The organism is Paenibacillus vulneris, assembly GCF_039543185.1.
GTDB lineage: Bacteria > Bacillota > Bacilli > Paenibacillales > NBRC-103111 > Paenibacillus_S > Paenibacillus_S vulneris.
The window spans coordinates 68,007-93,082 of record NZ_BAABJG010000008.1; the positions used below are offsets into that span (position 1 = coordinate 68,007).

Consider the following 25,076-nt stretch of genomic DNA (forward strand, 5'->3'; position numbering starts at 1 on the left):
GATATGAACTCATATACGATTCACAACGAGACATACATCCAGGTGAAAGTTCCTCTGCCCTTTCCTTTGCGCTGGGTCAACAGCTATCTGATTCGCGGAACGAACGGCTATACCCTGGTCGATCCGGGCCTGCATACTGAGGCATCGGTACAATGCTGGGAGGAGGTCTTGCGGGAGCTGAGACTGGACTACAGGGATATCGAGCAAATCGTGCTTACCCATCATCATCCCGATCATTATGGGCTTGCCGGATGGTTCCAGCAGCGTTCGGGAGCGCCTGTTCGGTTATCCCAGGCCGGTTATGACCAGGCTCGCTTGCTTTGGGGAGACAAGCAGCCGATGACCGCAGCCCTGCTCTCGCTCTTTGCAGCTCATGGGATGCCGCAGGAGCTGGCGGGACCAATGGAAGACAATCTGGATACCTTTGTCGAGATGGTGTCTCCTCAACCGGAGGTATCTTTTATCACGATCGGAGAGCCTTTCCGGCTCGGAGACTTGACGTATGAGACGATACATACGCCCGGCCATGCTTTGGGGCATATTTGCTTCTATCATGCCGATACGAAAGCCATGCTGTGCGGGGACCATGTTCTACCGCAAATATCCCCGAATGTTAGCTATTTGCCGGGTATCGACGAAAATCCGCTTGCCAGCTTCCTGCAAAGTCTGGAGCAGATGAAGCAGTACGAGGTCGAGTGGGCATATCCCGGCCACCGGGAACCGTTCGCAGCCTGGGGCAAACGTACTCAGGAGCTGATCAAGCACCACGAAGAACGGCTCGAGCATATGCGCGGTCAATTGGAGAGCCCTCAGACAGCATACCAGGTTTGCCGAAGGACCTTCGGCGACCGTCTGACTCTGCATCAGCTTCGTTTCGCATTGTCTGAAACCCTGGCGCATTTGATCCATTTGAATTCGGAGGAACGGGTCCGGCAGATAGAGATGGACGGAATGATCTATTATCAAACCTTATAGATAGCCAATAGCTGAATGGAAGCATCCAAGCCTTGAATGAAAGGGCTGGATGCTTTTTTTTACGTATCATGCCTACAGCTGAGTTCCCGAAACCGCTTCGAAGCAAGTCCCCGCATTGTGGCAGGGTTTTGTATGGATCGAATGGTGTCGATGTTTGTACTCTTCATGATATGGCAATAATTGAACCTATATCCCCGTCTTCCCTTAAATTCCGTTCAAGAAAAGCACAGCCAGCATCGTGAGGAGGCGTTTGCATGTCCATATTGAAGTGGTTCAGGACGAAACAAAAAGGTAACCAACCGGCCGGCGGACGACAAACTTCTTCCGCTCCGACGCCATCTCCGGAACGCAATTCGACCGCAACCGTTAACGGCAATATGGAGGATACGCTTCAATTCATTAACAAAGCTTTAGGCGAGAATGACGATTTTTTGATTCGGCGTTTTCATGTGTTTGGACGGTTTCAAGCGGTAATGATGTATTTTTCCAATATGATTAATCAAAATACGGTGAATACGGATATTTTAAAGCCGTTAATGCAGCCACCTGTCTATTTGGAGCCTAAGAGCATCGAAACTCATCAGCTCAAGGAGATCCTGCTGAACGACGTGATGTATCACAGTGAAGGGAAGCTCGAAAGCCATCTGGACAAATTGGTGGACGGCCTGGTGCGCGGGGAAACCGTGGTAGTAGTTCAGGGGCTTGACGAGGCGTTGTTAATCGGGACACGCAATATTGATAAAAGATCGATCGATCAGCCGGCAACGGAAATGGTCATCCGCGGTCCACGCGAAGGCTTCATTGAGCTCCTTGGGACGAATATTGCGCTGATTCGTTACAGGCTGCAATCGCCTGATTTTCGGATGCATACGATGGAAATCGGCAAAAGAACAAAGTCCAAGGTCGCCGTATGCTTCATGGACGGGATCACGAACCCGGAGCTTGTGCAGGAAGTGAAGAAAAGGCTGTCCAAGATCGATACGAGCTCAGTGCTTGATTCCGGCGTGTTGGAGCAGTATATCGAGGATAATCATCTGTCTCCATTTCCGCAAGTACAGTATACGGAGAGGCCCGATAAAGTCGTCGCCAATATGCTGGAAGGCCGTGTTGTCATCATGGTTGACGGTTCTCCAATGGCCTTGATGGTTCCGACGGTGTTCAGCCAATTGTACCAAACGGTAGAAGATTATAATGAAAGATTTCTGCTCATGAGCTCCATACGAATGGCGAGGCTCGTTGCCCTCGTCTTTTCGTTAATATTTCCGTCCTTGTATGTTGCCGTCATTTCCTTTAATCCCGAGCTGATTCCAACCGAATTTGCCGTAGCAGTAGCCGGCGGCCGTTCCGGCGTTCCTTTTCCGGCCATCATCGAAGTGCTGATTATGGAGATTTCCATGGAAGTGCTTCGGGAGGCGACCATCAGGCTGCCACAGCAGGTTGGCGGCGCCTTATCCATTGTCGGCGTACTCGTCATTGGGCAGGCGGCGGTATCGGCGGGATTTTCCAGTCCGATTACGGTCGTCATTATTGCGTTGACTACGATTGGCTCCTTCGCTACACCTGCTTATAACGCTGCGCTCGCTTTGCGTCTGCTGCGGTTTCCCCTCATTATCATGGCCGGGCTGTTCGGACTTTACGGCATTATGATCGGGCTGATTTTAATAGCCAACCATCTGCTCTCGTTGAAGTCCTTCGGAGTTCCGTATTTGAGCCCGCTTGTCCCCGGCAATTTCAAAGGGATGAAGGATCTTTTGTTCCGAAGTCCGCTTTGGTGGTTTAAAAGCAGGCCGGAGATGCTGAAAACAATCGATGATACCAGGACTGCTCCAAACATCATGGATGAGCTGAAGAACACTTCTGAGAATGTATTGGATCCATTGAACCAGAGAAAGAAGGAGCGGTAACCATGTTCTATCGTCAGATCACAAAGATTCAAGCGACAACGATTCTGGTGAGTACGATCATTGGAGTCGGGATTCTTCCCTTACCCCTGTTCGCCGTACGTGAAGCGGGGTCTGCAGCTCCATTGGTCACCTTGCTCGGGACATTGCTTGCTTTTACAGGCTTATGGCTCATTACCATTCTCGGCATACGATTTCCGAACCAGTCCATTGTGGAGTACAGCCCTGCTATCATCGGCAAATGGCCCGCAGCCGTCGGCAGCCTGTTGATCATCGGGTTCTTCGCTGTTTTGACTTCCCTTACAGCACGTGAATTCGGAGAGGTAGTCATTACGGCAGTATTGAAGAGGACGCCTTTGGAAGTGACCGTACTGGTCATGCTGCTGCTTTCTGCTGTCTCGACCCGGCAGGATATGAGAACCTTTGCTTACATCCATAATTTTTACTTCCCCATGCTTCTTGTACCGGTTCTTTTGATCGTTGCCCTTTCTTTAAAAAATGCGGATACCATTAATCTTCAACCTGTTTACGGAAATTTCTCCGGCAAGATCATATCGAGTATTTTTACCGTAGCCGCCTTGTTTCAGGGCTCCTTTATTATGACGATCGTCATTCCCTCCATGCGGCAAGCTCATTTGGCTATGAAATCCAGCCTTTGGGCTATCCTGATCTCCGGGGGGCTGTACATCACGATTGTAGCGGCAACGATCGGAGTATTCGGCGCCGAAGAGACCAAGCTGCTGCTCTGGCCTACCTTGGAGCTGGCCAAGACGACCTCGCTGCCTGCGAATATTTTGGAGCGGTTGGATGCGGCGTTTTTGGGGGTATGGGTAACGGCGGTGTTTACAACGCTATTTTCCAGCTATTACCTCACCATTCGATCCTTGAGCAATCTGTTCGGCTTACGCAACCATAATCTTTTTTCTTATTTTGTTCTGCCCTTCGTGTTTATTTTGGCGATGCTGCCCGAGAATATTTTGCAAATGTACGAAATTATTCAGAATGTAGGCCGGGTAGGACTTTTTGTAACGATTGCCTATCCGGGATTGCTGTTGATAATAGCTATCCTCCGCAAGAAAAGAGGGGATCAGGTTGGTCAAGGTGCCGATAAGAATCCTTAAGCTGGGCATCGGGCTGCTGCTTATCCTTCCTGTCTTGACCGGATGCTGGGACCGATTGGAGATCGAGGACAGAGCTATTGTGCTTGGGGTTTCGGTGGATTTGGCCGGTCCTGGGGCCGAGTCAGAGGAGGAGGAGGTTGCCCACCTTCACGACAAATTTCCAGCTCCTGAGAAAAGCATGATTCGCGTCGCGGCGCAGATAGCATTGCCCGGTAAAATTCCGCTTGGCCCCGGCGAATCCGGAGTTTCAGGCAAGGGTTCAGGGGACACCGTATGGGTCATTGATGTGGTAGGCCACACCATTGACGATGCGCTGATGAACTTGCAGCAGCAGCTCTCCGCGAAGCTCTTTTTCGGGCATTTGCGCGTGATCGTAGTATCGGATGCGTTCGCGCGAAAAGGACTGCAAAATTTGAATGATTATTTCAGACGCAACACGGAGGTCCGGCGAACGGCCTGGATGATGGTTTCCAAAGGAAACGCCGAGCAGCTGATGAGGGCCGCCCCGAAGCTGGAACGCGTTCCGACGCTGTACTTGTTGTCCACCCTGGATGGAGCTGTTAGGGCGGGCAAATTTCCGACGGATTTCGTTGGTGTTTTTTGGAGCAACGGCTCCAAGAAAGGGCAGGAAGCCTTCCTGCCTTATATTGAGCTGATGAAAGCGGGAAATGTGGAGCTCAAGGGAATGGCGTTATTTAAAAACGACAAAATGATAGAAACCACAGAGCCGTTCGACATCGCCGCTTACATGGGAATTAAAGGCCTGAATCCCGCAGGGTACCGGGCGTTTATTCGGCTGGATGATAATCCGGCCAAGACGGTTACGGTATTTGCCAGCAGCCGCAAATCCAAGTTGAAAGTCCGTATTGTAAACGGTATTCCCCATTTCCAATTGTCCGTTTTTACGGAAATCAATCTGGAGGAGAAAATGAGCGAGGCCATTTACACAAATAACTCGGCGGTGCTCAAAAAAATCGAGCAAGAGGATATGAAATCCTATAAGAAGGCTATTGAAGGATTGATAAAAAAGACCCAAAAATCGGGCTCGGACATTTTTGGCTTTGGCGAGTTTGTTAGGGCCAAGGAACCCAAATACTGGAATGAAGAAATCAATTCCGAAGAAAACTGGCAAAAAATGTATAAAGAAGTGACTGTAGATGTCGAAGTGGTATCAAGAATGCGCAGAGTTGGAATGAAGGCCAGATAAGCGGTGCCGGAAATCAAGACATAGTCGGATGGAGGGAAGGGGCCTTGCTGATTTCTTATTCGAGCTATCTAATCTACTCCGTCCCCCTATTGTTAATTACAGGGCTCTATATACTGGTTATCGATGTCAAAGGGTATGAGATGGAATCCTGGACAAAAGAACAGAAAGCGGCGCGTATCCTCGGATGGATCAATATTACCCTAGGTATTTTGTTAATAGGGGTCAATTGGTTCGTGGATTAAGCGAATCAGGGAGCCGGTAAGAGGACGGGCTGTCCGGACGGAAAGATAGAAGGAGGAACATATGTGTTGACAATCGGAAAGGGCTGGCTTCTCATAGGAGCGGCGTTATGGCTGCTGACAGGCTGTTCGGCGGAACATCATTCGGAGAAGGTTATGACGATGTCACCGAAGGATATGGACTCGCCGGTGCTGGCTGTTGATGTTACGGATCAAGGAACTATGAAGATCACGGGGCTGCAAGGTATCAGGCCGCTAGGGGATGCGGGGGAAAAGCAGGTTGTGCTGGTGGGGGAGGCTTTTGTCGCCCGCAACGGGCTTCCGCTTGGAGGCAAGCAGCTGCCGCGTGAGCTAAGTCTGCCGAGTCAACGGCCGCTCATCGCCTTGGTAAAAGGATCTGCGGAAGCGCTGCTGAATCAAGAGCGTGATATGGGGCCATGGCTGCCGGAGCTTCGGCTCTTGGATGACCTGATACATTCCTTTCATTCCTATCGGGATCACGGCCCTCGGGATCGCTTCCTTCCATCTGTTACTCCCGCCGGCGATTCAGGACAAGTCCTCGTTCAAACGGCCGTCATGCGGGGGGATAAACCGGAGGCATGGTATACCCGGGAGGAAATGCAGCTTTTATCTTGTCTGGACGGCCATCAGGGGATAGGAGTTCTTCCGGTTAAGGAGCTAAGCGGCTTGCACCGGATGGATTGCCGCGTCCAATGGAGCGGGAACGGCGATCTCAAATCACCCAGGCTTCATGCGAAAGTTACGGTTGTATTGAACGACGGTCCAGCCCTCGATAGCGGGGGGCGAGTGTCAGCGGAAGAAGCATTGGAGCAGCGGCTTACCGAGCTGCTCCGCCGCCAGCAGGCGCAGCGGATCGATCCATTGGATATCGGGCGAGTGATCAATTCGCAATACAGAGGAGTGTGGACAGCGGATCGTTGGCGAGCTGCATTAGCAAGAGCGGATATTCGCGTAGATGTTCGCATCACATCCTAGCCTTTGGTTAAGCGGCAAAGGCCAGAGCTGCCGGATAACGGAGCTTCTGGCCTTGTCCTGCGAGCTTACGGCTGGTCTCTATGCCCGGCTTGCTCTCTCTCCGCTTCCTTTTCCGCTTGCTTGCGGTGGGCGATACGGCTGCTTGCCGCGGCAGCGATGGCCCCGACAATATCATCCAGAAACGTATGCTTGTGCGGTCCGTTTTTGTCGTTAAGCATTTTCAAAATGCCGGGCTTTACCTTGTCCACGTAACCGAAATTTGTGAATCCGATACTGCCGTACACATTCACAATCGATAAGGCCAGCACCTCGTCACAGCCATAGAGTCCCTCGTCGTTCCATATCATGTCTTGAAGCGGAGGGAGCAGCTTGCCTTCTTCTGCAAGGATATCCAGCTGGATACCGGTTAATATGGCATTTTGGACCTCCCGCTTTTCAAGTACCCGCTCTATGCTCTCTATACATTGGTCTATAGACAAGTTTGGATAGTAGTCCTTTTGCAGGAAAAAGGTCAATTCTGCGATATCGTTCAAGCTTACTCCTCGCTTGGTTAACCATTCTTTTGCCGCTTCGGCGACTTTTTGCGAGTCGAGATTATATGGCATACAGGAAGTCCTCCTTGTGGAACAAATGGGATTGAATTAAAACTGAAAGTAGTTTTTGCCTTGTCGCTTGGCTTGATACATCGCTGCGTCGGCAGAGTTCAGCAAAGCGTCAGCCTCTTGACCATCCTCCGGGTAGACGGCCGTGCCCATGCTGCAGCGATGCGAACGGTATATGGATCAATGAAAAATGGCTGGTCGATCGCGTCCGCGATTCGCTTTGCAATGCCGTCGATCTCTATCGACATCACCTCTTCAAAGGAGTGATCCAGATTCAGGCTGGAACCCCGTTACATTCATGGGCCGTGCAACCTATTTTACCACAAGGTACGGATTCATTTCATTAAAGGGGAGGAACCCCGAATGAGGACAAATTGTTGTCATAAAACTTGTCTCCTCCTCGTATAGTGGGAATAAGAGAAAAAGGACAAACAACCCTTTTATTCAAGGAGGAATCATCCATGAAACAGTACAGATGGACGCAGTGGGCGGCGGTAGGAAGCATCGTAGTGCTGCTCACCTCGGGCTGCTCGGTTTTGGGAACGAAGGAACATTCGCAATCGATCGATCCTCCGCCTACCGGAGCCGATGCCAGTGCCATGACGGCCAAGCCCGTAACCGCACCGGTGATTCAGAACCCGATGCCCGTAACGGTATATGCCAAGGACAGCAACGGTTTGGTAGTGCCTGTATCGCTCAATGTAGAAAGATCGGTGGAGGTAGCCAAAAAAGCGCTGGAAGCGATGGTGGATGACGGACGCTCCAATTCCCAGCTGCCAACAGGCTTCACCCCGCTGATTTCCAAAGGTACGCAGATTAAAGGAATAGATATCGTGAAGGACCAGAAGCTGGCTATCGTCGATTTCTCCGAAGCTTTCACAAGCTATAACGTACAGGACGAGCGTAAAATATTGGAGGGAATTACCTGGACCTTAACCGGTTTCCCTTCCATCGAGAAGGTGCAGCTGCGCGTTAACGGAAAAGAGCTGAAGGAAATGCCGGAGGGAGGCACTCCTATGGACGAACCGTTGACTCGAGCCATGGGGATTAACCTTGAAAAGCCGGAAGATGTAGAGTATGGTCAATCCACACCCGTAACACTCTACTTCCTTGGCCAAAATCAGGATAATTACAAGTATTATGTCCCTGTAACCCGCCTTGTCAAACGTACGGATAATGTAGCCCAGGCCGTAGTTGAGCAGCTGATTGCCGGTCCCGATAGCAAAAAAGGGCTTTCGGCCGTCATGACGCCGGGGGCCGAGCTCAAGCAGGTGAAAAAAGCGGATGACGTTATAACGGTCGATTTTTCCGATAAAGTGCTGGGACCCGATAAGAAAGCCCCTGCGGATGCGTTAAAAGCGGTCGTTCTTTCCTTAACCGAAAATACAGGCGCTGCGACCAAGGTTCAGATTACCGTCAACGGCGACAGCAAGGTCAGCGCCAGCGATAACCAGAGCTACAGCAAGCCGGTCCTCCGTCCAGCCACGGTCAATCCGCAGAAAATGTAGCGTAGCGAGAAGAGGGCCGAGAGGCTCTCTTCTTTTGCCTTATGGCCCTGTTTATTGCGGACAGGACGGACCTCGGTGAACTACGTACCCTGGCAGCCGGAGGGTACAATTGGAAGTCGATGAGCCACTCTGGTACAATGGTGGATGTCAGAAAACCCGGAACCGGGGCTTTGCCTGAATTTTGTTCCCTATGAGCGGAAGGAAGGGCGAGTTCGCGTTGTTTCTTTGGGGGAACTGCATATAGCATGAAGGAGGCAATAAAATCAGTATGAGAAGCGACGGGAGAGCAACGAACCAAACACGTCCTGTTACTATTACGACCCATTACAATAAGCACGCCGAAGGCTCGGTGTTGATTGAGGTAGGAGATACGAAGGTCATTTGTACGGCTACCGTCGAAGAGAGAGTTCCTCCTTTCATGAAGGGTCAAGGGAAGGGCTGGGTCACAGCGGAATATTCGATGCTGCCTCGGGCTACCCAAGTCCGTAATCAGAGGGAGTCCGCCAAGGGGAAGCTTGGGGGACGGACGATGGAGATTCAGCGTTTGATCGGCAGAGCCCTGCGTTCCGTAGTAAATCTGGAAGCTCTCGGAGAACGCTCGATTACCCTGGATTGCGACGTGATTCAAGCTGACGGGGGGACCCGCACTACCTCCATCACCGGATCGTTCATTGCAATGGCTTATGCCATCGATAAAATTGCCAGGGAAAAGCATTTGCCGAAATACCCGATTACCGATTTTCTCGGTTCCGTCAGTGTAGGGATAGTGAATGGCGAGCCATGTCTGGATTTGAACTATGAGGAGGATTCCAAGGCGAAGGTCGATATGAACGTCGTCATGACCGGACTCGGCAAATTCGTTGAGATTCAAGGAACCGGCGAGGAAGCTCCGTTCTCCCGTCAGGAGCTCGATGAGCTGCTGGCCTTGGCGGAAACCGGCATTCAGTCGATGATCGCCGAGCAAGTAACCGCTTTGGGACCGGACATTTCCGAGCGCATCAGGAGAGCTGCACATGAAGAATCTCGGGTCTGAGATCGTCGTTGCTACCCGGAATGCGGGGAAAGTCAAGGAGCTCGAGCCGCTGTTCCGGCAAAAAGGGATTGAGGTCAAAAGCCTCCTCGATTATCCGGATATGCCGGACATTATCGAGGATGGAGATACGTTCGCCGCGAACGCGCTTATCAAGGCCCGCGCCATAGCCTTGCATCTGGGGATTCCGGCGCTTGCCGACGATTCCGGCCTGTGCGTAGACCGATTGAATGGCGAGCCCGGCGTCTATTCAGCCCGTTATGCGGGGGAGCCCTCTAATGACGAGGCCAATAACAGGAAGCTGCTCGAAGAGCTGTCCAAGCTTCCTCGCTTCGACGGGGAGCAGACGAGATCATTGAGCCCGGCGCGTTTCGTATCGGCGATCTGCCTGGTGGATGCCGGAGGGCAAGTGGTCAGCGCAGTGGAAGGCAGCTGCGAAGGCGAGATTCTTTCCTCACCGCGGGGAGATAAAGGGTTCGGCTATGATCCTCTGTTCTACATCCCGGCAATGGATAAGACCATGGCTGAGCTGAGTATCGATCAGAAGAACGCCATTAGTCATCGCGGAAGGGCTATACAGGCGTTATGGGATGATCTTGAGAATAAGTAAGAACGGCAAAGGACCGGCGCGTTCCTGCGTGTGATTCATGCAGGAACGGAACCGATCCTTTTCATCGTTCAGTGCTTTGCAGGCGTTTATTAGAGCCATCAGTCATTGGCCTCATCTTACGGTAACTTTATAATGACGCAGCCAGGTATCCACCTGCGCGAGATAAGCGAACAGCTGCGGACCGGTCATCAGCTGGCCGAACCAGGGGAGATCGAACTGGCTGGCGTCCCCTTCCGCCAATGCGCGGATTTTGGGCGCGTCAATGAATTGCAGGATCGGCGAGCCGGGATCATCCAGAATGTCGAGCACCCATCTTTGAACCGCCGCCAAATAGCTGGGATTATGAGTTTTGGGATACGGGCTCTTTTTACGTGTCAGGACGTCGTCCGGCAGCACGCCGCGGAGCGCTCTGCGAAGGATGCCCTTCTCCCTGTCCCCGGACGTCTTGATCTCCCATGGAATGTTCCAGACATATTCGACCAGCCGATGATCGCAGAAGGGAACGCGGACTTCGAGACCGACGGCCATGCTCATCCGGTCTTTCCGGTCAAGCAGGGTCGGCATGAAGCGGGTAATGTTCAGATAGGACATTTCCCGCATCCGGTTCTGCTGCTGATCCTCGCCCGCAAGCCTCGGCACCTCGGACAGCGCTTGGCGGTAGCGCTCCTGCACGTACTGCTCGGGCTTAACCCAATTGACCAGCTCGGGTGAAAGCAGGCTAACGCGTTCCCGGGTTGCCAGGGACCAGGGGAACGTATTGGCGTTTAAGGCTTCTGAACGATGAAACCAGGGATAGCCCCCGAATACTTCATCGGCGGCTTCGCCGGAAATGGCCACAGTCGCATCCTTTTTGATTTCACGGCAGAACAAGTACAAAGAACCGTCGACATCCGCCATTCCTGGCAGGTCACGGGCGAACACGGCCGTCTTTAATGCTTCTACCAGCTCCGGCGTATCGAATTCGATATAGTGGTGCTCGGTGCCGAGAAATTCAGTCATTCTTTGTATCCATGGGGCATCCGAATTAGGCTGAAATGCATTGGCTTTAAAATGCTTGTCGTTATCTACATAATCGATAGAATAAGTATGAATTGTGCCCATATTATGCTCTTGGTAATAATTGGCTGCGAACGTCGTCAATGCGCTGGAATCCAGACCCCCTGACAATAGGGTGCAGATGGGAACGTCCGATGCCAGCTGACGCTCTACCGTATCCTTGAGCAGCTCGTGTATCCGTTCGGCGGTGGTATCGACATCGTCTTCATGCGGCTTGCTTTCAAGCTTCCAGTAGGCGCGGATTTGCATGCCGCTGCGGTCAACCGTCATGCAGTGTCCCGGTTTCAGCTCAAACATGTTGCAATAGACCCCGTGCCCGGGCGTACGCGCCGGTCCGACTGCGAAGATTTCGGCGAGTCCCTCGCCGCTGATTTGAGCGGAAAAGTCCGGATGTGATAAAATCGCTTTGGGTTCGGACCCAAACAGCAGGCGCCCGTTCGAATAGGAATAGAAAAGAGGCTTAACGCCCAGTCTGTCCCGCACCAGGTATAACGATTGCTCGAGCGAGTTCCATACGCCGAAGGCAAAGATGCCGTTTAACCGGTCCACGCATGCGCGTCCCCATTCGATATAGGAGACGAGAAGCACCTCGGTATCGCAGGTTGTATAAAATTTGTGGCCGCGCTGCTCCAGTTCCTTTTTGAGCTCGGGAGCATTGTACAGCTCGCCGTTATAAACGATAGAGAACGTGTTGTCTCCGTATTTGCGGACCATGGGCTGTGCGCCGTTAGCCGGATCCATCACGCTCAAGCGGCGATGTCCTAGCGCGCAATGCTGTGTAATCCAAGTTCCGGAGGCGTCAGGCCCTCGATTCGTCATTGTATCCGTCAACTGCTCGAGAATAGACGGATACTGAGTCAAGTCTTTTTGCCAATCAATCCATCCCGTTATTCCGCACATGGCCTTCATCCCTCTCCTGTTGTTTCTGTTCTGCAAAATGACAAGCTTTTCGACAGCGACAGCATGATGCTAAAGGTTATGCCAGGCAGAATCGTAAAATGTCTGTCCTTCCAAGAGGAAAAGATAGACAAAAATGAAAATACCGTTTACACTATGCGTTAGCGGTCCAAATTCAAGAATCGATGCAAGATGAATAGAACAAGTGCGATTATCCCACTCTAACCTTATGGAGGCACGAGGGGAAGAAGTTGTTATCAAGCGACGCTTCTGTTTATCTTCTTGGCCAATACGGCCTTATGCGGTGCTAACGGATATCGGGCTAAAGGATGATTTAACTCAAAGTTGCCGGAAAGCTGTAAAGCCTACCGAACCGATCAAGAAGAAGAGGTGGTCATACGTTATGAAGAAGACGAAGTTATCCAAAGCACAAGTCCAATACAAAGAGGCCAAAGAGCACTTTGAGAAAGTGAACGAGGCTTTTCAAAATAAGCTGGCTACCGTTCAGCTGCTGGGTGTTGTCAACCAGGAGAAGGTAGAGGAGCTGATCGAGCAGACAGGTCTTCATACGGCTCTGAACGAGCTGGGAGCTGCCGAGAAAGCACTTCTCGCATGGTCTCATGAAGCGATTCAGAACGAAAAGGATTATTTGCAAAATAAGGATGCCGTGGACAAGATGTATGCCTTTATCGATCAGGATCCAAACATTAAAGCCAAATTAATCCAAGCGGCTATGAAAATTTATTAATACGTTAGCACGTTTGACAGCGGGAGGACGTTCCTTCCGCTGTTTTTGCTGTTGGGTTACCGCTGATTTTGCTTTCCGTCCCCGAATGGGGTACACTGACGTTCATAAGAAATTCCTTTTTATAGAGGCTTTGGTTTAGAAGTCGGTTAGGTGGTGTGCTTTTGTCCGGAAAATCGAAGGATAACGTGATTCTATTTCCTAAAACAGTTGAATTTTATCAGTTTGAGCTAACCCGGATGCTGGAGACGGAGCGATATGGCGAAGCCATTGAGCTGCTGAGCTTTCTGCTCTCCTGTCAAAGTCCGGATGAGAGAGCGAGTGAGGAGTGGCGGGCCCTGCTGCAATGGCTGCAGACCATGTTTCCCGATGCCCTTGCCGCAATGCCGGATGGAGAGCAAGAGGACTATACCGAGCAGGATTTGCTTCGGGAGCATGTGGCCGCAAAGGCAAGAGAGGACAGAGGCTATACGGACAAATTGCTCGGGATGCTGAGTGAGTCCGGATCCATGGAGCATCAGCTGCTTGCTTTGGGACAATTGGCGCTTCTGGACGATCCGGGCATTAACGGGAGGCTGGTTGAATGGCTGGGTTCGGAGGAACGGCATCCCATGATTCAGTATAAAACATTGCAAACGCTAAAGCTTCGCGGAATGTCCGGCATGCTGCGGCTGCCTAAAAACGGGGAGACGCTTTTTGTCGAAATAGAGGATACGCCGTCCGATTTCGATCAATTCCCGCCGCAGATCAACGAAATTTTGGAACGGATCCGGGAAAACAGCCAGACAGGCCATCCGGCCTTGGCTTATTTTGCCGAAGAGACCTGGAACGAATTTCTGGCTTTCGTATACGGCACCCCGATTTACAGGCAGATGCTTCTGATGGAAAACGAGAACGTTGACGCCTGGGCCGCCGCATTTCATCTGGTCCTGCTGGAACGGGTTTTCGACAGTGGGGACCGGGAGGAAATATTCGAGCTGTATGGCATTACCAATGAGCTGATGTTCCAGTGGGAACAGGCATATCGCATCATGCAGCAATTTGCCGCGGCGACGTTTACGGCGAGACTTCATGATTGAATATTTTTTTCGATGAACTGCAACTTGAAAACATGAAGGTATATGTTATAATAGAATGGTTATATTGACGACCTTGGGACAAGCATAACACCCTTATTCGTCAGAACGTGAAAATTGTGATGGATAATTTTTGGAGGGGAAAGCATAAAATGAAAGCAAGCTGGGAAAAAATAGAGAAGAACGTTGGAGTTCTTGATATTGAAGTGGACGCGGACAAAGTTGCCGACGCACTGGACAGAGCATTTAAGAAAGTAGTAACGAAAGTCAACGTTCCGGGTTTCCGCAAAGGGAAAGTGCCTCGTCAAATCTTCGAAGCTAAATTTGGCGTTGAAAGCTTGTATCAAGATGCTTTGGATATCGTAGTTCCTGAAGCTTACGTTGAAGCGGTGAACGAGACAGGAATCACTCCTGTAGACCGTCCTGAAGTAGACGTTGAGCAATTCGGCAAAGGCCAAGCTTTGAAATTCAAAGCTAAAGTTATCGTTAAGCCAGAAGTTGAGCTTGGCGAATATAAAGGTCTTGAGCTTGAAGCGCAAGATGCTGAGGTAACCGCAGAAGAAGTAAACGAAGAGCTGAATAAATTGCAGCAGCGTCATGCTGAGCTGGTTCCTGTTGAAGAAGGTCCTGCGCAAAACGGCGATGTTGTATCCATTGACTTCGAAGGCTTCGTTGACGGCGTAGCATTCGAAGGCGGCAAAGCTGAGAAGTATTCTCTTGAGCTTGGCTCCAACAGCTTCATTCCTGGTTTCGAAGAGCAAGTGGTAGGCTTGAACAAAGGTGAAGACAAGGACATTACCGTAACTTTCCCTGAAAACTACCATTCCGAAGAGCTGAAGGGGAAAGAAGCAGTCTTCAAAATTCACCTTCATGACATCAAACGCAAAAACTTGCCGGCTCTTGACGACGAGTTTGCAAAAGACGTCAGCGAATTCGAAACTTTGGAAGAATTCAAGCAAGATCTTGAAAGCAAGTTGAAGCAGCGTAAAGAAAGCGAAATTCAATCTAAAAAAGAAGCGGATGTAGTTGAAAAAGCAGCTGCAAACGCAACAGTGGATATTCCGCAGGTAATGATCGAGAACGAGTGCGAGCAAATGCTCAAAGAGTTCGAGAACCGTCTGTCCAGCCAAGGCATGAACCTTGAATTGTACTACCAGTTCACAGGTCAAAACGACGACGTGCTGAAAGAACAAATGCGCGGTGACGCGGAAAAACGCGTTAAGAACAACCTTGTTTTGGAAGCTATTGCCAAGGCGGAGAACCTGGAAGCTTCCGAAGAAGAGCTTAACAACCAACTGCTACAAATGTCCCAATTGTACCAACGCTCTGCAGATGAGCTTCGCGCGATTCTGGAAGCAAACGGTAACTTGGATAGCATGAAACACGATATCGTTATTCCTAAAACCGTTGGCTTCTTGGTTGCTAACAGCAAATAATAAGCATCACATAGGAGGTAAGGCACGTGTCCATATGCGTGCCTTTCTCTATAGGCAAGGTTTCGTACCCTTGTCTTTAAGTTTAATACATATTGTAACAACGGTTTGTCCGTGGCATCCTGCGCTTTTGCGGCATAAGGAATCGGACACGCTTTGGCTCTTCCACATTCAACATACGACCAACGTTGTAATGCAAGTACATAGGATACACCTTGACTCTGCGATGATTTTCTGCGGCATGGAATGGCAATGCTAAGCATAGGCTAGTTTTTTTATGCTGAGCATGCGGGAGATTCGCGAAATGTTATTAAACGTGCTACAATGTATTTTGCAAGTCAATTTTTGAGCAAAGGGGTTGGAACAATGGGTCTGATACCTATGGTTGTTGAGCAAGAAGGACGCGGGGAGCGCTCCTATGATATTTATTCCCGCCTATTGAAAGACCGCATTATCTTTATCGGCAGTGCCATTGACGATGATGTTGCCAACCTCGTTATTGCGCAGTTGCTGTTTTTGTCCGCGCAGGATGCCGAGAAAGACATTTCTCTGTACATCAATTCACCGGGCGGTTCGGTAACTGCCGGAATGGGTATATATGATACAATGCAGTTCATTAAACCCGATGTATCTACCATCTGTGTAGGTATGGCGGCAAGCATGGGCTCCTTGCTGCTCACCGCAGGGGCAAAAGGCAAGCGTTTTGCGCTTCCGAACAGCGAAATTATGATTCATCAGCCGCTTGGCGGCGTAAGAGGCCAGGCATCGGATATTAAAATCCATGCAGACTGGATTATTAGAACCAAGCAAAAGCTGAATCAAATTTATGTAGAACGTACGGGGCAGCCGCTTGAGAAAATTGAGCGGGATACAGACCGTGACAATTTCATGAGCGCTGAAGAAGCCAAGGAATACGGGCTTGTTGATGCGGTTATCACTCGTAACGAATTGAATGGATAAGGAGTGATTGCATGTTTAAATTTAATGATGAAAAAGGTCAGCTCAAATGTTCCTTTTGCGGAAAATCTCAGGAGCAAGTACGCAAATTAGTAGCTGGACCAGGCGTCTATATATGTGATGAATGTATCGAGCTTTGTACGGAAATTGTTGAGGAAGAGCTTGGACATGAGGAAGAGCTGGACCTTAAGGATGTACCGAAGCCAAAAGAAATCCGCGCTATCCTGGATCAATACGTTATCGGACAGGATCAGGCGAAAAAATCGCTTTCCGTTGCAGTGTACAACCACTACAAGCGGATCAATTCCCAGCAAAGCAAGCTTGAGGAAGTTGAGCTTCAAAAAAGTAACATCGTCCTGTTAGGTCCTACAGGCAGTGGTAAAACACTTCTTGCTCAGACTTTGGCCAAAATTTTGAACGTACCTTTCGCTATTGCCGATGCTACGTCTTTGACGGAAGCCGGCTATGTAGGGGAAGACGTTGAAAATATTTTGCTTAAGCTGATCCAGGCGGCGGATTACGATGTTGAAAAAGCGGAACGCGGCATTATTTATATCGACGAAATCGATAAAGTAGCACGTAAATCCGAGAATCCTTCCATCACACGTGATGTTTCCGGTGAGGGTGTGCAGCAGGCGCTGCTGAAAATTTTGGAGGGCACGGTTGCTTCCGTTCCTCCTCAAGGCGGCCGCAAGCATCCGCATCAGGAATTCATCCAGATCGATACGACGAACATTTTGTTCATCTGCGGTGGTGCATTTGATGGTCTGGAGCAGATCATCAAGCGCAGAATCGGTAAGAAAGTGATCGGCTTCGGTACCGACGGGCATAAAACGGATTTGAAGCCAGGAGAATACCTGTCGATGGTGTTGCCTGAAGACTTGCTCAAATTCGGTTTGATTCCCGAGTTCGTGGGCCGTCTGCCAGTCATTTCTACTCTGGAGCCGCTTGATGAAGCTGCGTTGGTACGGATCTTGACTGAACCTAAAAACGCGCTCGTGAAGCAGTATCAGAAGATGCTGGAGATGGATAACGTTTCTCTTGAATTCAACGACGAAGCCCTCGAGGAAATCGCGCGCGAAGCCATTAAGCGCAATACCGGCGCCCGCGGCTTAAGAGCGATCATTGAGAGCATCATGCTGGATGTCATGTATGAAGCTCCTTCCCGCACGGAGGTTTCCACTTGCGTTGTAACGAAAGAGTCGATCCAATCCAAGATCACTCCGGAAATTACAAGCAAGGACGAGAAATCCGTTAAGAAAAAAGAAGAGAGCGCATAAATAACTAAACCATACGACCTCCAATCCGGGAAAAAGCCATTAATTGGCTTTTTCCTAGAGCGGAGGATGTTTGGTATCATGGGAGAGATCGAATACATGTTTCACAGAACAGAGACTATCCCGGTTAGAGTTGGGGATTTAACGATCGGCGGCAGCAATGAAGTCATTATGCAGAGTATGTGCACAACCAAAACGGCCGACGTCAAATCGACCGTTGCGGAAATTCATCGATTGCAGGACGCAGGCTGCCAGCTGGTTCGTGTCACGGTCAACAACAAGGAAGCTGCTGAAGCGATTAAGGACATCAAGCGTCAAATTCAAATCCCGTTGGTAGCAGATATTCATTTCGACCATCGTTTGGCGCTTATGGCTATCGAGAACGGAATCGATAAAGTTCGCATTAATCCGGGCAATATCGGACGCCGCGAAAAGGTTGAAGCTGTCGTTAAAGCCTGCAAAGAACGGGGAATTCCTATTCGGATCGGGGTTAATGCAGGTTCGCTTGAAAACCATCTTCTGGAGAAGTACGGCTACCCGACACCGGAAGCTATGGTAGAAAGCGCATTGTACCATATCGGCATCCTCGAGGAGCTGGATTTCCATGATATCATCGTCTCTTTGAAAGCCTCCGACGTTCCGATGGCTATTGCTGCTTATACGCAAGCTGCCTCGGCGTTCAGATACCCTTTGCATTTGGGCATTACCGAAGCCGGGACCTTATTCTCCGGTACGGTGAAAAGCTCCGCCGGCATTGGTGCCCTGCTCAGCATGGGGATCGGCTCTACGCTTCGTATCTCGCTTAGCGCGGATCCGGTAGAAGAGATTAAGGTAGCCCGGGAGCTGCTCAAGACGTTCGGTCTGATCAGCAATGCGGCGACCCTGGTATCCTGCCCTACCTGCGGCCGTTTGGATATTGATTTGTTCTCTATTGCTAATGAGGTGGAGGATTACATCTCCAAGATTAAAGTGCCTATCAAGGTTTCTGTCCTTGGCTGCGCCGTAAACGGACCTGGCGAGGCAAGGGAAGCCGACATCGGGATCGCTGGGGCTAGAGGCGAGGGGATGCTGTTCCGTTACGGTGAAATGATCCGGAAAGTGCCCGAAGCCGAATTGCTTAGTGAGCTTAAGAAGGAAATTGACATTATCGTAGAGCACTATGAGCGGACTGGAGAAATTCCGGGCAGAAACAAACATTCAGCACATGCTTAATAATAACAAGACAAAGCAATGTTTCTCTTCGCAGAGACATTGCTTTTTTAATTTTTACATGAATATCATTTCAATGCGGGTTCCATGAATAGGTTTTCTTCTGGATACAAATAACAAGGAGAGTGCTTCTAACTATTCAGGAGGAAAGTTCTATGAATCAAACAACGAAATGGGTTGTTATGTATTTTGTCGCTATTTGCATGCTGCTTGGACCAACCGGTATGGTTCGGTCGGAGGGAGAAGGGGCCGGTCCGAAGAAAATAGCGATTGTTATTGATGATCTTGGCAATGATATGCAGGGCACGAAGGAAATTATGGAACTGCCGGTACCTTTCACCGTTGCCGTTATGCCGTTCTTACCCACAACCAAACGGGATGCGGAATGGGCTCATTCCCTCGGTCATGATGTGCTTGTACATATGCCCATGGAGCCGGTCAAAGGCAAGAAAAGCTGGCTCGGCCCAGGCGCCCTAACGACCGATTTATCCGATGAGGAGATCCGGCGCCGCGTCATAGCGGCTATTGAAGAGGTTCCTTACGCAATAGGCATTAATAACCATATGGGGTCTAAAGTGACGGCAGATAAAAGAATGATGCGCATTGTGCTGGAGGTGTGCAAGGAAAAGCATATGATCTATCTGGACAGTAAAACAACTCCCAAAAGTGTAGTCCCGATGGTGGCACAAGATCTGAATTTCCGCACGTTGGAAAACAACATTTTTATGGACGACATTTACACGCGCGAGCATATTGTAAAGCAAGCCCTGAAGGTTCTTAAGCATGTGGACGACCACGATACTACCGTTGTCATAGGTCATGTAGGGCCTCCAGGGAAGCATACCGCGGCCGTCTTGAAGCAGACGATTCCGTCGATTCAGAAAAAAGCGCAGTTTGTTACGATTTCGAAGCTGGTCTCCTAGAGGGGCCAGCTTTGTATGCCATACAGAGTTTCTCGACATGATGGAGTTCAAGCCTGGGGCCCCTTGCCAAGTATTGAATAGCTCGAAGTCTGAGACCAGTTGTTTTCACCGCCGTATTTTGTCATGAATGATCCGTTCAGTCCGTGGCTGCTGAAGGTAGTTAAGAATTCCGTCGGCGATGGCTTGAGCCAGCTCCTGCTGCCTCTGCGGCTCGGTCATTTGAGCGCGGTCCTGCGCATTGGAGATAAACCCCATTTCACAGATAACGGCAGGGACCTGAATATGCTTTAATATATAAAACGGCTTGCCATGCGTGACGTGTCCGGACGTGCCGTACAGCTGATTCAAGGAATTTTGGAGACTGACGGCCAGCCTTTTGCTCGCATCGGACTTTTGATGCAGCACGATAGCGCCTCGTTTACTGCTCTTAGAGGACCAATTCACATGAATACTGACGACGGCTTTGGGACGGATTTCGTTGGCCAGGTGGCTTCGTTGTGCCAGATCCTTCAGATGCCGGGATCGGGACCGGAACCAGCGGTTCTCTCCGCTTAAGGCATAGTCCTCTATGCGGTTCATAAGTACCACCTTTCCCTTTTGCCGCAATAGGTCATAAATCAACCTCGATATTTCCAAATTAATATCCTTCTCATAAAGTCCTCCGTACAGAGTACCGCTGTCGACTCCGCCGTGACCAACATCGATCAGCACGTCCACATTGGAGACGATCGGATTTTTCGCAGCTTGATGATGGTCTGATCGTGCGTCTAATGGCTGATTGGAAGTGAAGAAGATCACGGAAAATAAAAGCAGGAACACGGCCAAGCGTCGCATAAAACTACACTCCTTAAAGTTTTCGTAGAAAACTGGCATCGAAAACATAGACTTTACGATAAAACTTCCCTCTTATGGTTCTCTCCCATTACGTTCTCATACGGTCCAGAAAACTTTCTCATAACCGTATGAATCCGCCCTTTTAAGGGGAATACTACCAGGTATATGGAGCTTATTCGTTTGGTGCGGAAGGCGAACTTGATCACATAGGAGGGGTTTTAATGAATATCAGTGTTATCTTGATGATTATTCAACTATTTTTTGCCGTTGTCATCGGTATGTATTTCTGGAATTTATTGCGGAATCAGCAATCCAATCGAACTGCTGTGGATAAGGAGTCGAAGAAAGAGCTCGAGAAGCTGAGAAAGCTTCGCTCCATTTCCTTGAATAAACCACTGGCCGAAAAAACGAGACCCAGCACCATGGGGGATATCGTAGGGCAAAAGGAAGGGCTTCGCGCCCTGAAAGCGGCATTGTGCGGGTCCAACCCGCAGCATGTTATCATTTATGGACCTCCGGGAGTAGGGAAAACGGCTGCGGCGCGTGTCGTTCTGGAGGAAGCTAAGAAAAATCCGGAATCTCCCTTCCGCCAAGAGGCGAAATTTACGGAGATTGATGCGACGACAGCCCGGTTTGACGAAAGAGGGATTGCCGACCCGCTGATCGGTTCCGTTCACGATCCGATTTATCAAGGAGCGGGAGCCATGGGAGTGGCCGGGATTCCGCAGCCGAAGGCCGGCGCCGTGACCAAAGCGCATGGAGGAATCTTGTTTATTGATGAGATCGGCGAATTACATCCGCATCAAATGAATAAATTATTAAAGGTGCTTGAAGATCGTAAGGTGTTTTTGGAGAGTGCTTATTACAACTCGGAGGATATGAATATCCCGGGATATATCCATGATATTTTTCAGCATGGACTGCCGGCGGATTTTCGCCTTGTAGGCGCGACGACGCGTAATCCCCAAGAGCTGCCTCCTGCCATACGCTCCCGTTGTATGGAGATATACTTCAGGCCTCTAACACCGGACGAAATCGGTACAATTGCTTTGAACGCTTTGAAGAAAATCGGTTTGCCGGAAAACGGGGCCGCCGTGGAGGTCGTCAAGAAGCACGCGACCAACGGCAGGGAAGCAGTCAATATTATTCAGCTGGCGGCAGGGATGGCTTTGACAGACGGCCGTAAAGAAGTATCGGCTTCCGATGTGGAATGGGTGATCAACAGCTCGCAAATTCCTCCAAGACCGGAACGCAAGATCGGGTCGAAGCCGGAAATCGGCTTTGTTAACGGACTCGCCGTCTATGGGCCGAACCTGGGGACACTGCTCGAGATCGAGGTTACAGCTATTCCGGTCGTTCAGCCGGGCAGCGGCAAATTTACCATCACGGGTGTCGTAGATGAAGAAGAGATGGGCGGAGGGGCCCGCACGATCCGCAGAAAAAGCATGGCGCGCGGCTCCGTTGAAAATGTGCTTACCGTATTGCGCAGATTGGGCATCAATCCGTACAATTACGATCTGCACATCAACTTCCCGGGAGGCACTCCGATAGACGGTCCTTCCGCAGGCGTATCGATGGCAACGGCCATAGCGTCAGCTATCAAGCAAATTCCGGTGGATAACCATATCGCCATGACCGGTGAAGTGGGCATTCATGGCAAGGTGAAGCCGGTGGGAGGCGTTGTCGCCAAAGTAGAGGCCGCATTCCAGGCAGGGGCCACCAAAGTCATTATCCCCAAAGAAAATTGGCAGGAAATATTCGGGGGTCTTAACGGGCTTGAGGTGATTCCGGTTGAATCGGTAGATGAAGTGCTGCACCATGCTTTAGGAATTGAAGTTTCCACGCTAACCGAAGCCTCCGGAATACAGCCGGATGTGATGCCGCCTGCATCGGTAACTGTTTTGCACGCTGATGGGCTAGAGTAATCATCTGCCTTCAGCGTTTCTTTTTTGTCGGTGCGAGATAAGTTGACAAGCCGATTGGTGTTTTTAAATCAATTTTGCTAAAATGTTAACTACAGCAATTGGTAATGCTGGCGAAGCAAGGTCGCTTAAAAAGGCGGATTGTTGCGAAGTCAACTTTGCTGAAAGCAAAGTTCACAGGAGGTGCTCCAGGATGGGACCGAACAAATTAAAGGTGCGGCGCTTGCCGTTGCTTCCTTTGCGGGGATTGCTCGTTTACCCTAGCATGGTGCTGCATCTGGACGTAGGCAGAGAAAAATCAGTAAAAGCACTGGAGAAGTCCATGGTGGATGACAGCATGATTCTTCTTTGCTCCCAATCGGAAGTTAACATTGAAGAGCCTACAACAGAAGACATATATCGCATCGGAACGATTGCCAAGGTAAGGCAGATGCTGAAGCTTCCTAACGGCACGATCCGGGTATTGGTCGAGGGAATCGTTCGTGCGGAAATCAGCGAATTTTTAACGAATGAGGAATACTACGAGGTTCAAGTCAAGGAGCTGCCTGAACAGGAAACTTCAGATCCGGAAATCGATGCACTGATGCGTACCGTTCTTACCCAGTTTGAGCATTATATTAATTTGTCCAAAAAGGTAACCCCGGAGACGTTAGCCGCCGTATCCGATATCGATGAGCCGGGCCGGCTGGCTGACGTGATTTGCAGTCATTTATCGTTAAAAATTAAGGACAAACAAGAAATTCTTGAAACCATTGATGTTAAGGACCGGTTGGAAAAGCTGCTCAGCATACTTAACAACGAACGTGAAGTATTGGAGCTTGAGCGCAAAATCAGCCAGCGGGTCAAGAAGCAGATGGAGAAAACCCAGAAGGAGTATTACCTTCGTGAGCAAATGAAGGCGATACAGAAGGAGCTGGGGGATAAGGAAGGCCGTGCAGGCGAGGTGGAGGAGCTGCGCAGCCAGCTTGCAGAAACGGATGTTCCGGAGAAGGTCAAGGAAAAAATCGAGAAGGAAATCGATCGGCTGGAGAAGATGCCGGCGACCTCGGCTGAAGGCGGCGTGATCCGGAATTATATCGATTGGCTGCTTGGCCTTCCATGGTCGAAGTTCACCGAGGATGATCTGGACATCAACCGCGCCGAGCAAATCTTGAACGAGGACCATTACGGGCTAGAGAAGCCGAAGGAACGTGTGCTGGAATACCTGGCCGTTCAGCAGCTGGTAAAGAAGCTTAAAGGGCCGATCCTGTGTCTTGTAGGGCCTCCCGGGGTAGGTAAAACATCGATCGCCCGCTCCATCGCACGGTCTTTGGGACGGCAATTTATCCGTATCTCGCTAGGGGGCGTACGGGATGAAGCGGAGATTAGAGGACATCGCCGCACTTATGTCGGTGCGATGCCTGGCCGTATTATTCAAGGGATGAAAAACGCAGGCTCCGCCAATCCGGTGTTCCTGCTCGATGAGATCGATAAAATGGCGATGGATTTCCGCGGAGACCCGGCGGCGGCGCTGCTGGAGGTTCTTGATCCGGAACAAAACAGTACGTTCAGCGATCATTACATCGAGGTCCCTTACGATCTGTCCAACGTTATGTTTGTCACAACGGCCAATGCGGTGCATAATATTCCGAGACCGCTTCTTGATCGTATGGAGGTGCTCTATATTCCGGGCTATACCGAGATCGAAAAGCTGCATATCGGACGCAATTATTTGCTGCCTAAACAGCAGAAGGACCATGGTCTTAAAGACGATCAGCTGGTAATTGAGGAGCCGGCGCTTATGCGGATTGTACGAGAGTATACGCGGGAAGCGGGAGTCCGCAATTTGGAGCAGCAAATTTCCGCGGTATGCCGCAAAGCGGCCAAGAAGGTCGTATCGGGTGAAGGTGAGAAGGTCATCATTGGCTACGATGATGTCAAGGAATACCTTGGACCACCCAAATTCCGCTTTGGCGTAGCCGAGGAATTCGATCAAATCGGTGCGGTTACCGGCCTTGCCTGGACGGAGGTCGGCGGCGATACCCTCGTCATCGAGGTTACGGTCATGCCGGGTAACGGCAAGCTGACGCTGACGGGCAAATTAGGCGATGTGATGAAGGAATCGGCGCAGGCAGCATTCAGCTACACCCGTTCCAGAGTGGGGCAGCTGAACATTCCGGCGGACTTTCATGAGAAGTTCGATATTCATATTCATATTCCGGAAGGAGCTATTCCTAAGGATGGCCCTTCGGCCGGGATAACGATGGGGACGGCGCTGATCTCCGCCTTGACGAATATTCCTGTTTCCCGCGAAGTGGCGATGACAGGAGAGATTACGCTGCGCGGCCGCGTGCTCCCTATCGGCGGGCTGAAGGAAAAAAGCCTTGCCGCTCATCGGGCGGGCATTCGCAAGGTCATTATCCCTAAAGATAATGAGAAGGATATCGAGGAAGTACCGGAAAGCGTGCGCAAGGAGCTGACCTTTGTTCCAGTTTCACATATGGATGAAGTGCTTGAGCATGCATTGGTCAAACCCGTAGGGGTATAAAGAGGCGATTTCGGCCTCGATGAAGGAAAGA

At 50.3% G+C, this 25,076-nt stretch carries 23 protein-coding genes; 18 read left to right on the forward strand and 5 right to left on the reverse strand.

Going from position 1 to position 25,076, the window contains the following annotated elements; genetic code table 11:
- The first annotated feature begins 3 nt into the window (after window positions 1-3).
- The 6 genes from ABEA66_RS10015 to ABEA66_RS10040 all read left to right on the forward strand — a co-directional run bounded on the left by ABEA66_RS10015 (window position 4) and on the right by ABEA66_RS10040 (window position 6,439).
- On the forward strand, window positions 4-975 hold the full coding sequence (locus ABEA66_RS10015) for an MBL fold metallo-hydrolase (RefSeq protein ID WP_079909986.1): 972 nt from the start codon (window positions 4-6) through the stop codon (window positions 973-975).
- A 254-nt stretch (window positions 976-1,229) separates the two neighbouring features.
- Window positions 1,230-2,879: a spore germination protein gene (locus tag ABEA66_RS10020; RefSeq protein ID WP_345587444.1), complete on the forward strand. Its 1,650-nt coding sequence runs from the start codon at window positions 1,230-1,232 to the stop codon at window positions 2,877-2,879.
- Window positions 2,880-2,881: 2 nt separating this feature from the next.
- Entirely contained in the window at window positions 2,882-3,997 is a 1,116-nt protein-coding gene (locus tag ABEA66_RS10025; protein WP_345587445.1) for a GerAB/ArcD/ProY family transporter, read from the forward strand.
- Complete coding sequence (locus tag ABEA66_RS10030) at window positions 3,978-5,204, forward strand: Ger(x)C family spore germination protein (RefSeq protein WP_256865308.1); 1,227 nt, start codon at window positions 3,978-3,980, stop codon at window positions 5,202-5,204. Before ABEA66_RS10025 ends, ABEA66_RS10030 begins: the two co-directional genes overlap by 20 nt.
- Before the next feature lie 44 nt (window positions 5,205-5,248).
- On the forward strand, window positions 5,249-5,446 hold the full coding sequence (locus ABEA66_RS10035; RefSeq protein WP_079909990.1) for a CLC_0170 family protein: 198 nt from the start codon (window positions 5,249-5,251) through the stop codon (window positions 5,444-5,446).
- 63 nt (window positions 5,447-5,509) lie between these two features.
- On the forward strand, window positions 5,510-6,439 hold the full coding sequence (locus tag ABEA66_RS10040; protein ID WP_345587446.1) for a Ger(x)C family spore germination C-terminal domain-containing protein: 930 nt from the start codon (window positions 5,510-5,512) through the stop codon (window positions 6,437-6,439).
- Window positions 6,440-6,504: 65 nt separating this feature from the next.
- On the opposite strand, the gene ABEA66_RS10045 is transcribed toward ABEA66_RS10040, so the two are convergent.
- From ABEA66_RS10045 to ABEA66_RS10055, 3 genes are read right to left on the reverse strand one after another with little or no spacing between them, the layout of a single operon-like run.
- The gene (locus ABEA66_RS10045) at window positions 6,505-7,044 is read right to left on the reverse strand and encodes a phosphatidylglycerophosphatase A family protein (protein ID WP_225948219.1); all 540 of its coding nucleotides are present in this window, start codon (window positions 7,042-7,044) and stop codon (window positions 6,505-6,507) included.
- A gap of 36 nt (window positions 7,045-7,080) precedes the next feature.
- Window positions 7,081-7,194: a diguanylate cyclase domain-containing protein gene (locus ABEA66_RS10050; protein ID WP_345587447.1), complete on the reverse strand. Its 114-nt coding sequence runs from the start codon at window positions 7,192-7,194 to the stop codon at window positions 7,081-7,083.
- The gene (locus ABEA66_RS10055; RefSeq protein WP_179135937.1) at window positions 7,143-7,289 is read right to left on the reverse strand and encodes a hypothetical protein; all 147 of its coding nucleotides are present in this window, start codon (window positions 7,287-7,289) and stop codon (window positions 7,143-7,145) included. The genes ABEA66_RS10050 and ABEA66_RS10055 overlap by 52 nt, the downstream gene beginning before the upstream one ends.
- 213 nt (window positions 7,290-7,502) lie before the next feature.
- Here ABEA66_RS10055 and ABEA66_RS10060 point away from each other — a divergent pair, with 213 nt between their 5' ends.
- From ABEA66_RS10060 to ABEA66_RS10070, 3 genes are all read left to right on the forward strand, one after another.
- Window positions 7,503-8,549: a GerMN domain-containing protein gene (locus tag ABEA66_RS10060; RefSeq protein WP_345587448.1), complete on the forward strand. Its 1,047-nt coding sequence runs from the start codon at window positions 7,503-7,505 to the stop codon at window positions 8,547-8,549.
- A gap of 268 nt (window positions 8,550-8,817) precedes the next feature.
- Window positions 8,818-9,582 (forward strand): ribonuclease PH, encoded by a 765-nt coding sequence (gene rph / locus ABEA66_RS10065; protein WP_079909995.1) that lies wholly within the window; start codon window positions 8,818-8,820, stop codon window positions 9,580-9,582.
- Window positions 9,563-10,189: an XTP/dITP diphosphatase gene (locus ABEA66_RS10070; RefSeq protein WP_079909996.1), complete on the forward strand. Its 627-nt coding sequence runs from the start codon at window positions 9,563-9,565 to the stop codon at window positions 10,187-10,189. Before rph ends, ABEA66_RS10070 begins: the two co-directional genes overlap by 20 nt.
- Before the next feature lie 111 nt (window positions 10,190-10,300).
- Here the strand turns inward: ABEA66_RS10070 and asnB are convergent, their stop codons facing one another.
- Window positions 10,301-12,145, reverse strand: coding sequence for an asparagine synthase (glutamine-hydrolyzing) (asnB, locus tag ABEA66_RS10075; protein WP_345587450.1), 1,845 nt, complete (start codon window positions 12,143-12,145; stop codon window positions 10,301-10,303).
- Between the two features lie 400 nt (window positions 12,146-12,545).
- Here asnB and ABEA66_RS10080 point away from each other — a divergent pair, with 400 nt between their 5' ends.
- The 7 genes from ABEA66_RS10080 (at window position 12,546) to ABEA66_RS10110 (ending at window position 19,762) form a co-directional block, all read left to right on the forward strand.
- Window positions 12,546-12,890: a hypothetical protein gene (locus tag ABEA66_RS10080; RefSeq protein WP_079909998.1), complete on the forward strand. Its 345-nt coding sequence runs from the start codon at window positions 12,546-12,548 to the stop codon at window positions 12,888-12,890.
- 161 nt (window positions 12,891-13,051) lie between these two features.
- Window positions 13,052-13,966: a hypothetical protein gene (locus tag ABEA66_RS10085; protein WP_345587451.1), complete on the forward strand. Its 915-nt coding sequence runs from the start codon at window positions 13,052-13,054 to the stop codon at window positions 13,964-13,966.
- Window positions 13,967-14,115: 149 nt separating this feature from the next.
- Window positions 14,116-15,399: a trigger factor gene (gene tig, locus ABEA66_RS10090; RefSeq protein WP_345587452.1), complete on the forward strand. Its 1,284-nt coding sequence runs from the start codon at window positions 14,116-14,118 to the stop codon at window positions 15,397-15,399.
- Between the two features lie 363 nt (window positions 15,400-15,762).
- On the forward strand, window positions 15,763-16,356 hold the full coding sequence (clpP, locus tag ABEA66_RS10095; protein WP_079910001.1) for an ATP-dependent Clp endopeptidase proteolytic subunit ClpP: 594 nt from the start codon (window positions 15,763-15,765) through the stop codon (window positions 16,354-16,356).
- 11 nt (window positions 16,357-16,367) lie between these two features.
- The gene (clpX, locus tag ABEA66_RS10100; protein ID WP_079910002.1) at window positions 16,368-17,633 is read left to right on the forward strand and encodes an ATP-dependent protease ATP-binding subunit ClpX; all 1,266 of its coding nucleotides are present in this window, start codon (window positions 16,368-16,370) and stop codon (window positions 17,631-17,633) included.
- Between the two features lie 96 nt (window positions 17,634-17,729).
- A complete protein-coding gene (gene ispG, locus ABEA66_RS10105) occupies window positions 17,730-18,842 on the forward strand; it encodes a flavodoxin-dependent (E)-4-hydroxy-3-methylbut-2-enyl-diphosphate synthase (protein WP_192702883.1) in 1,113 nt (370 codons plus the stop codon).
- Between the two features lie 221 nt (window positions 18,843-19,063).
- On the forward strand, window positions 19,064-19,762 hold the full coding sequence (locus ABEA66_RS10110; RefSeq protein ID WP_256865324.1) for a divergent polysaccharide deacetylase family protein: 699 nt from the start codon (window positions 19,064-19,066) through the stop codon (window positions 19,760-19,762).
- Window positions 19,763-19,867: 105 nt separating this feature from the next.
- Here the strand turns inward: ABEA66_RS10110 and ABEA66_RS10115 are convergent, their stop codons facing one another.
- Entirely contained in the window at window positions 19,868-20,596 is a 729-nt protein-coding gene (locus ABEA66_RS10115) for an N-acetylmuramoyl-L-alanine amidase family protein (protein ID WP_345587453.1), read from the reverse strand.
- A 221-nt stretch (window positions 20,597-20,817) separates the two neighbouring features.
- Here ABEA66_RS10115 and lonB point away from each other — a divergent pair, with 221 nt between their 5' ends.
- Together lonB and lon are read left to right on the forward strand one after the other, a co-directional pair.
- Window positions 20,818-22,521, forward strand: a complete 1,704-nt coding sequence (gene lonB / locus ABEA66_RS10120; RefSeq protein ID WP_345587454.1) for an ATP-dependent protease LonB — start codon at window positions 20,818-20,820, stop codon at window positions 22,519-22,521.
- 190 nt (window positions 22,522-22,711) lie between these two features.
- On the forward strand, window positions 22,712-25,045 hold the full coding sequence (gene lon / locus ABEA66_RS10125) for an endopeptidase La (protein WP_345587455.1): 2,334 nt from the start codon (window positions 22,712-22,714) through the stop codon (window positions 25,043-25,045).
- Window positions 25,046-25,076: the final 31 nt, after the last annotated feature.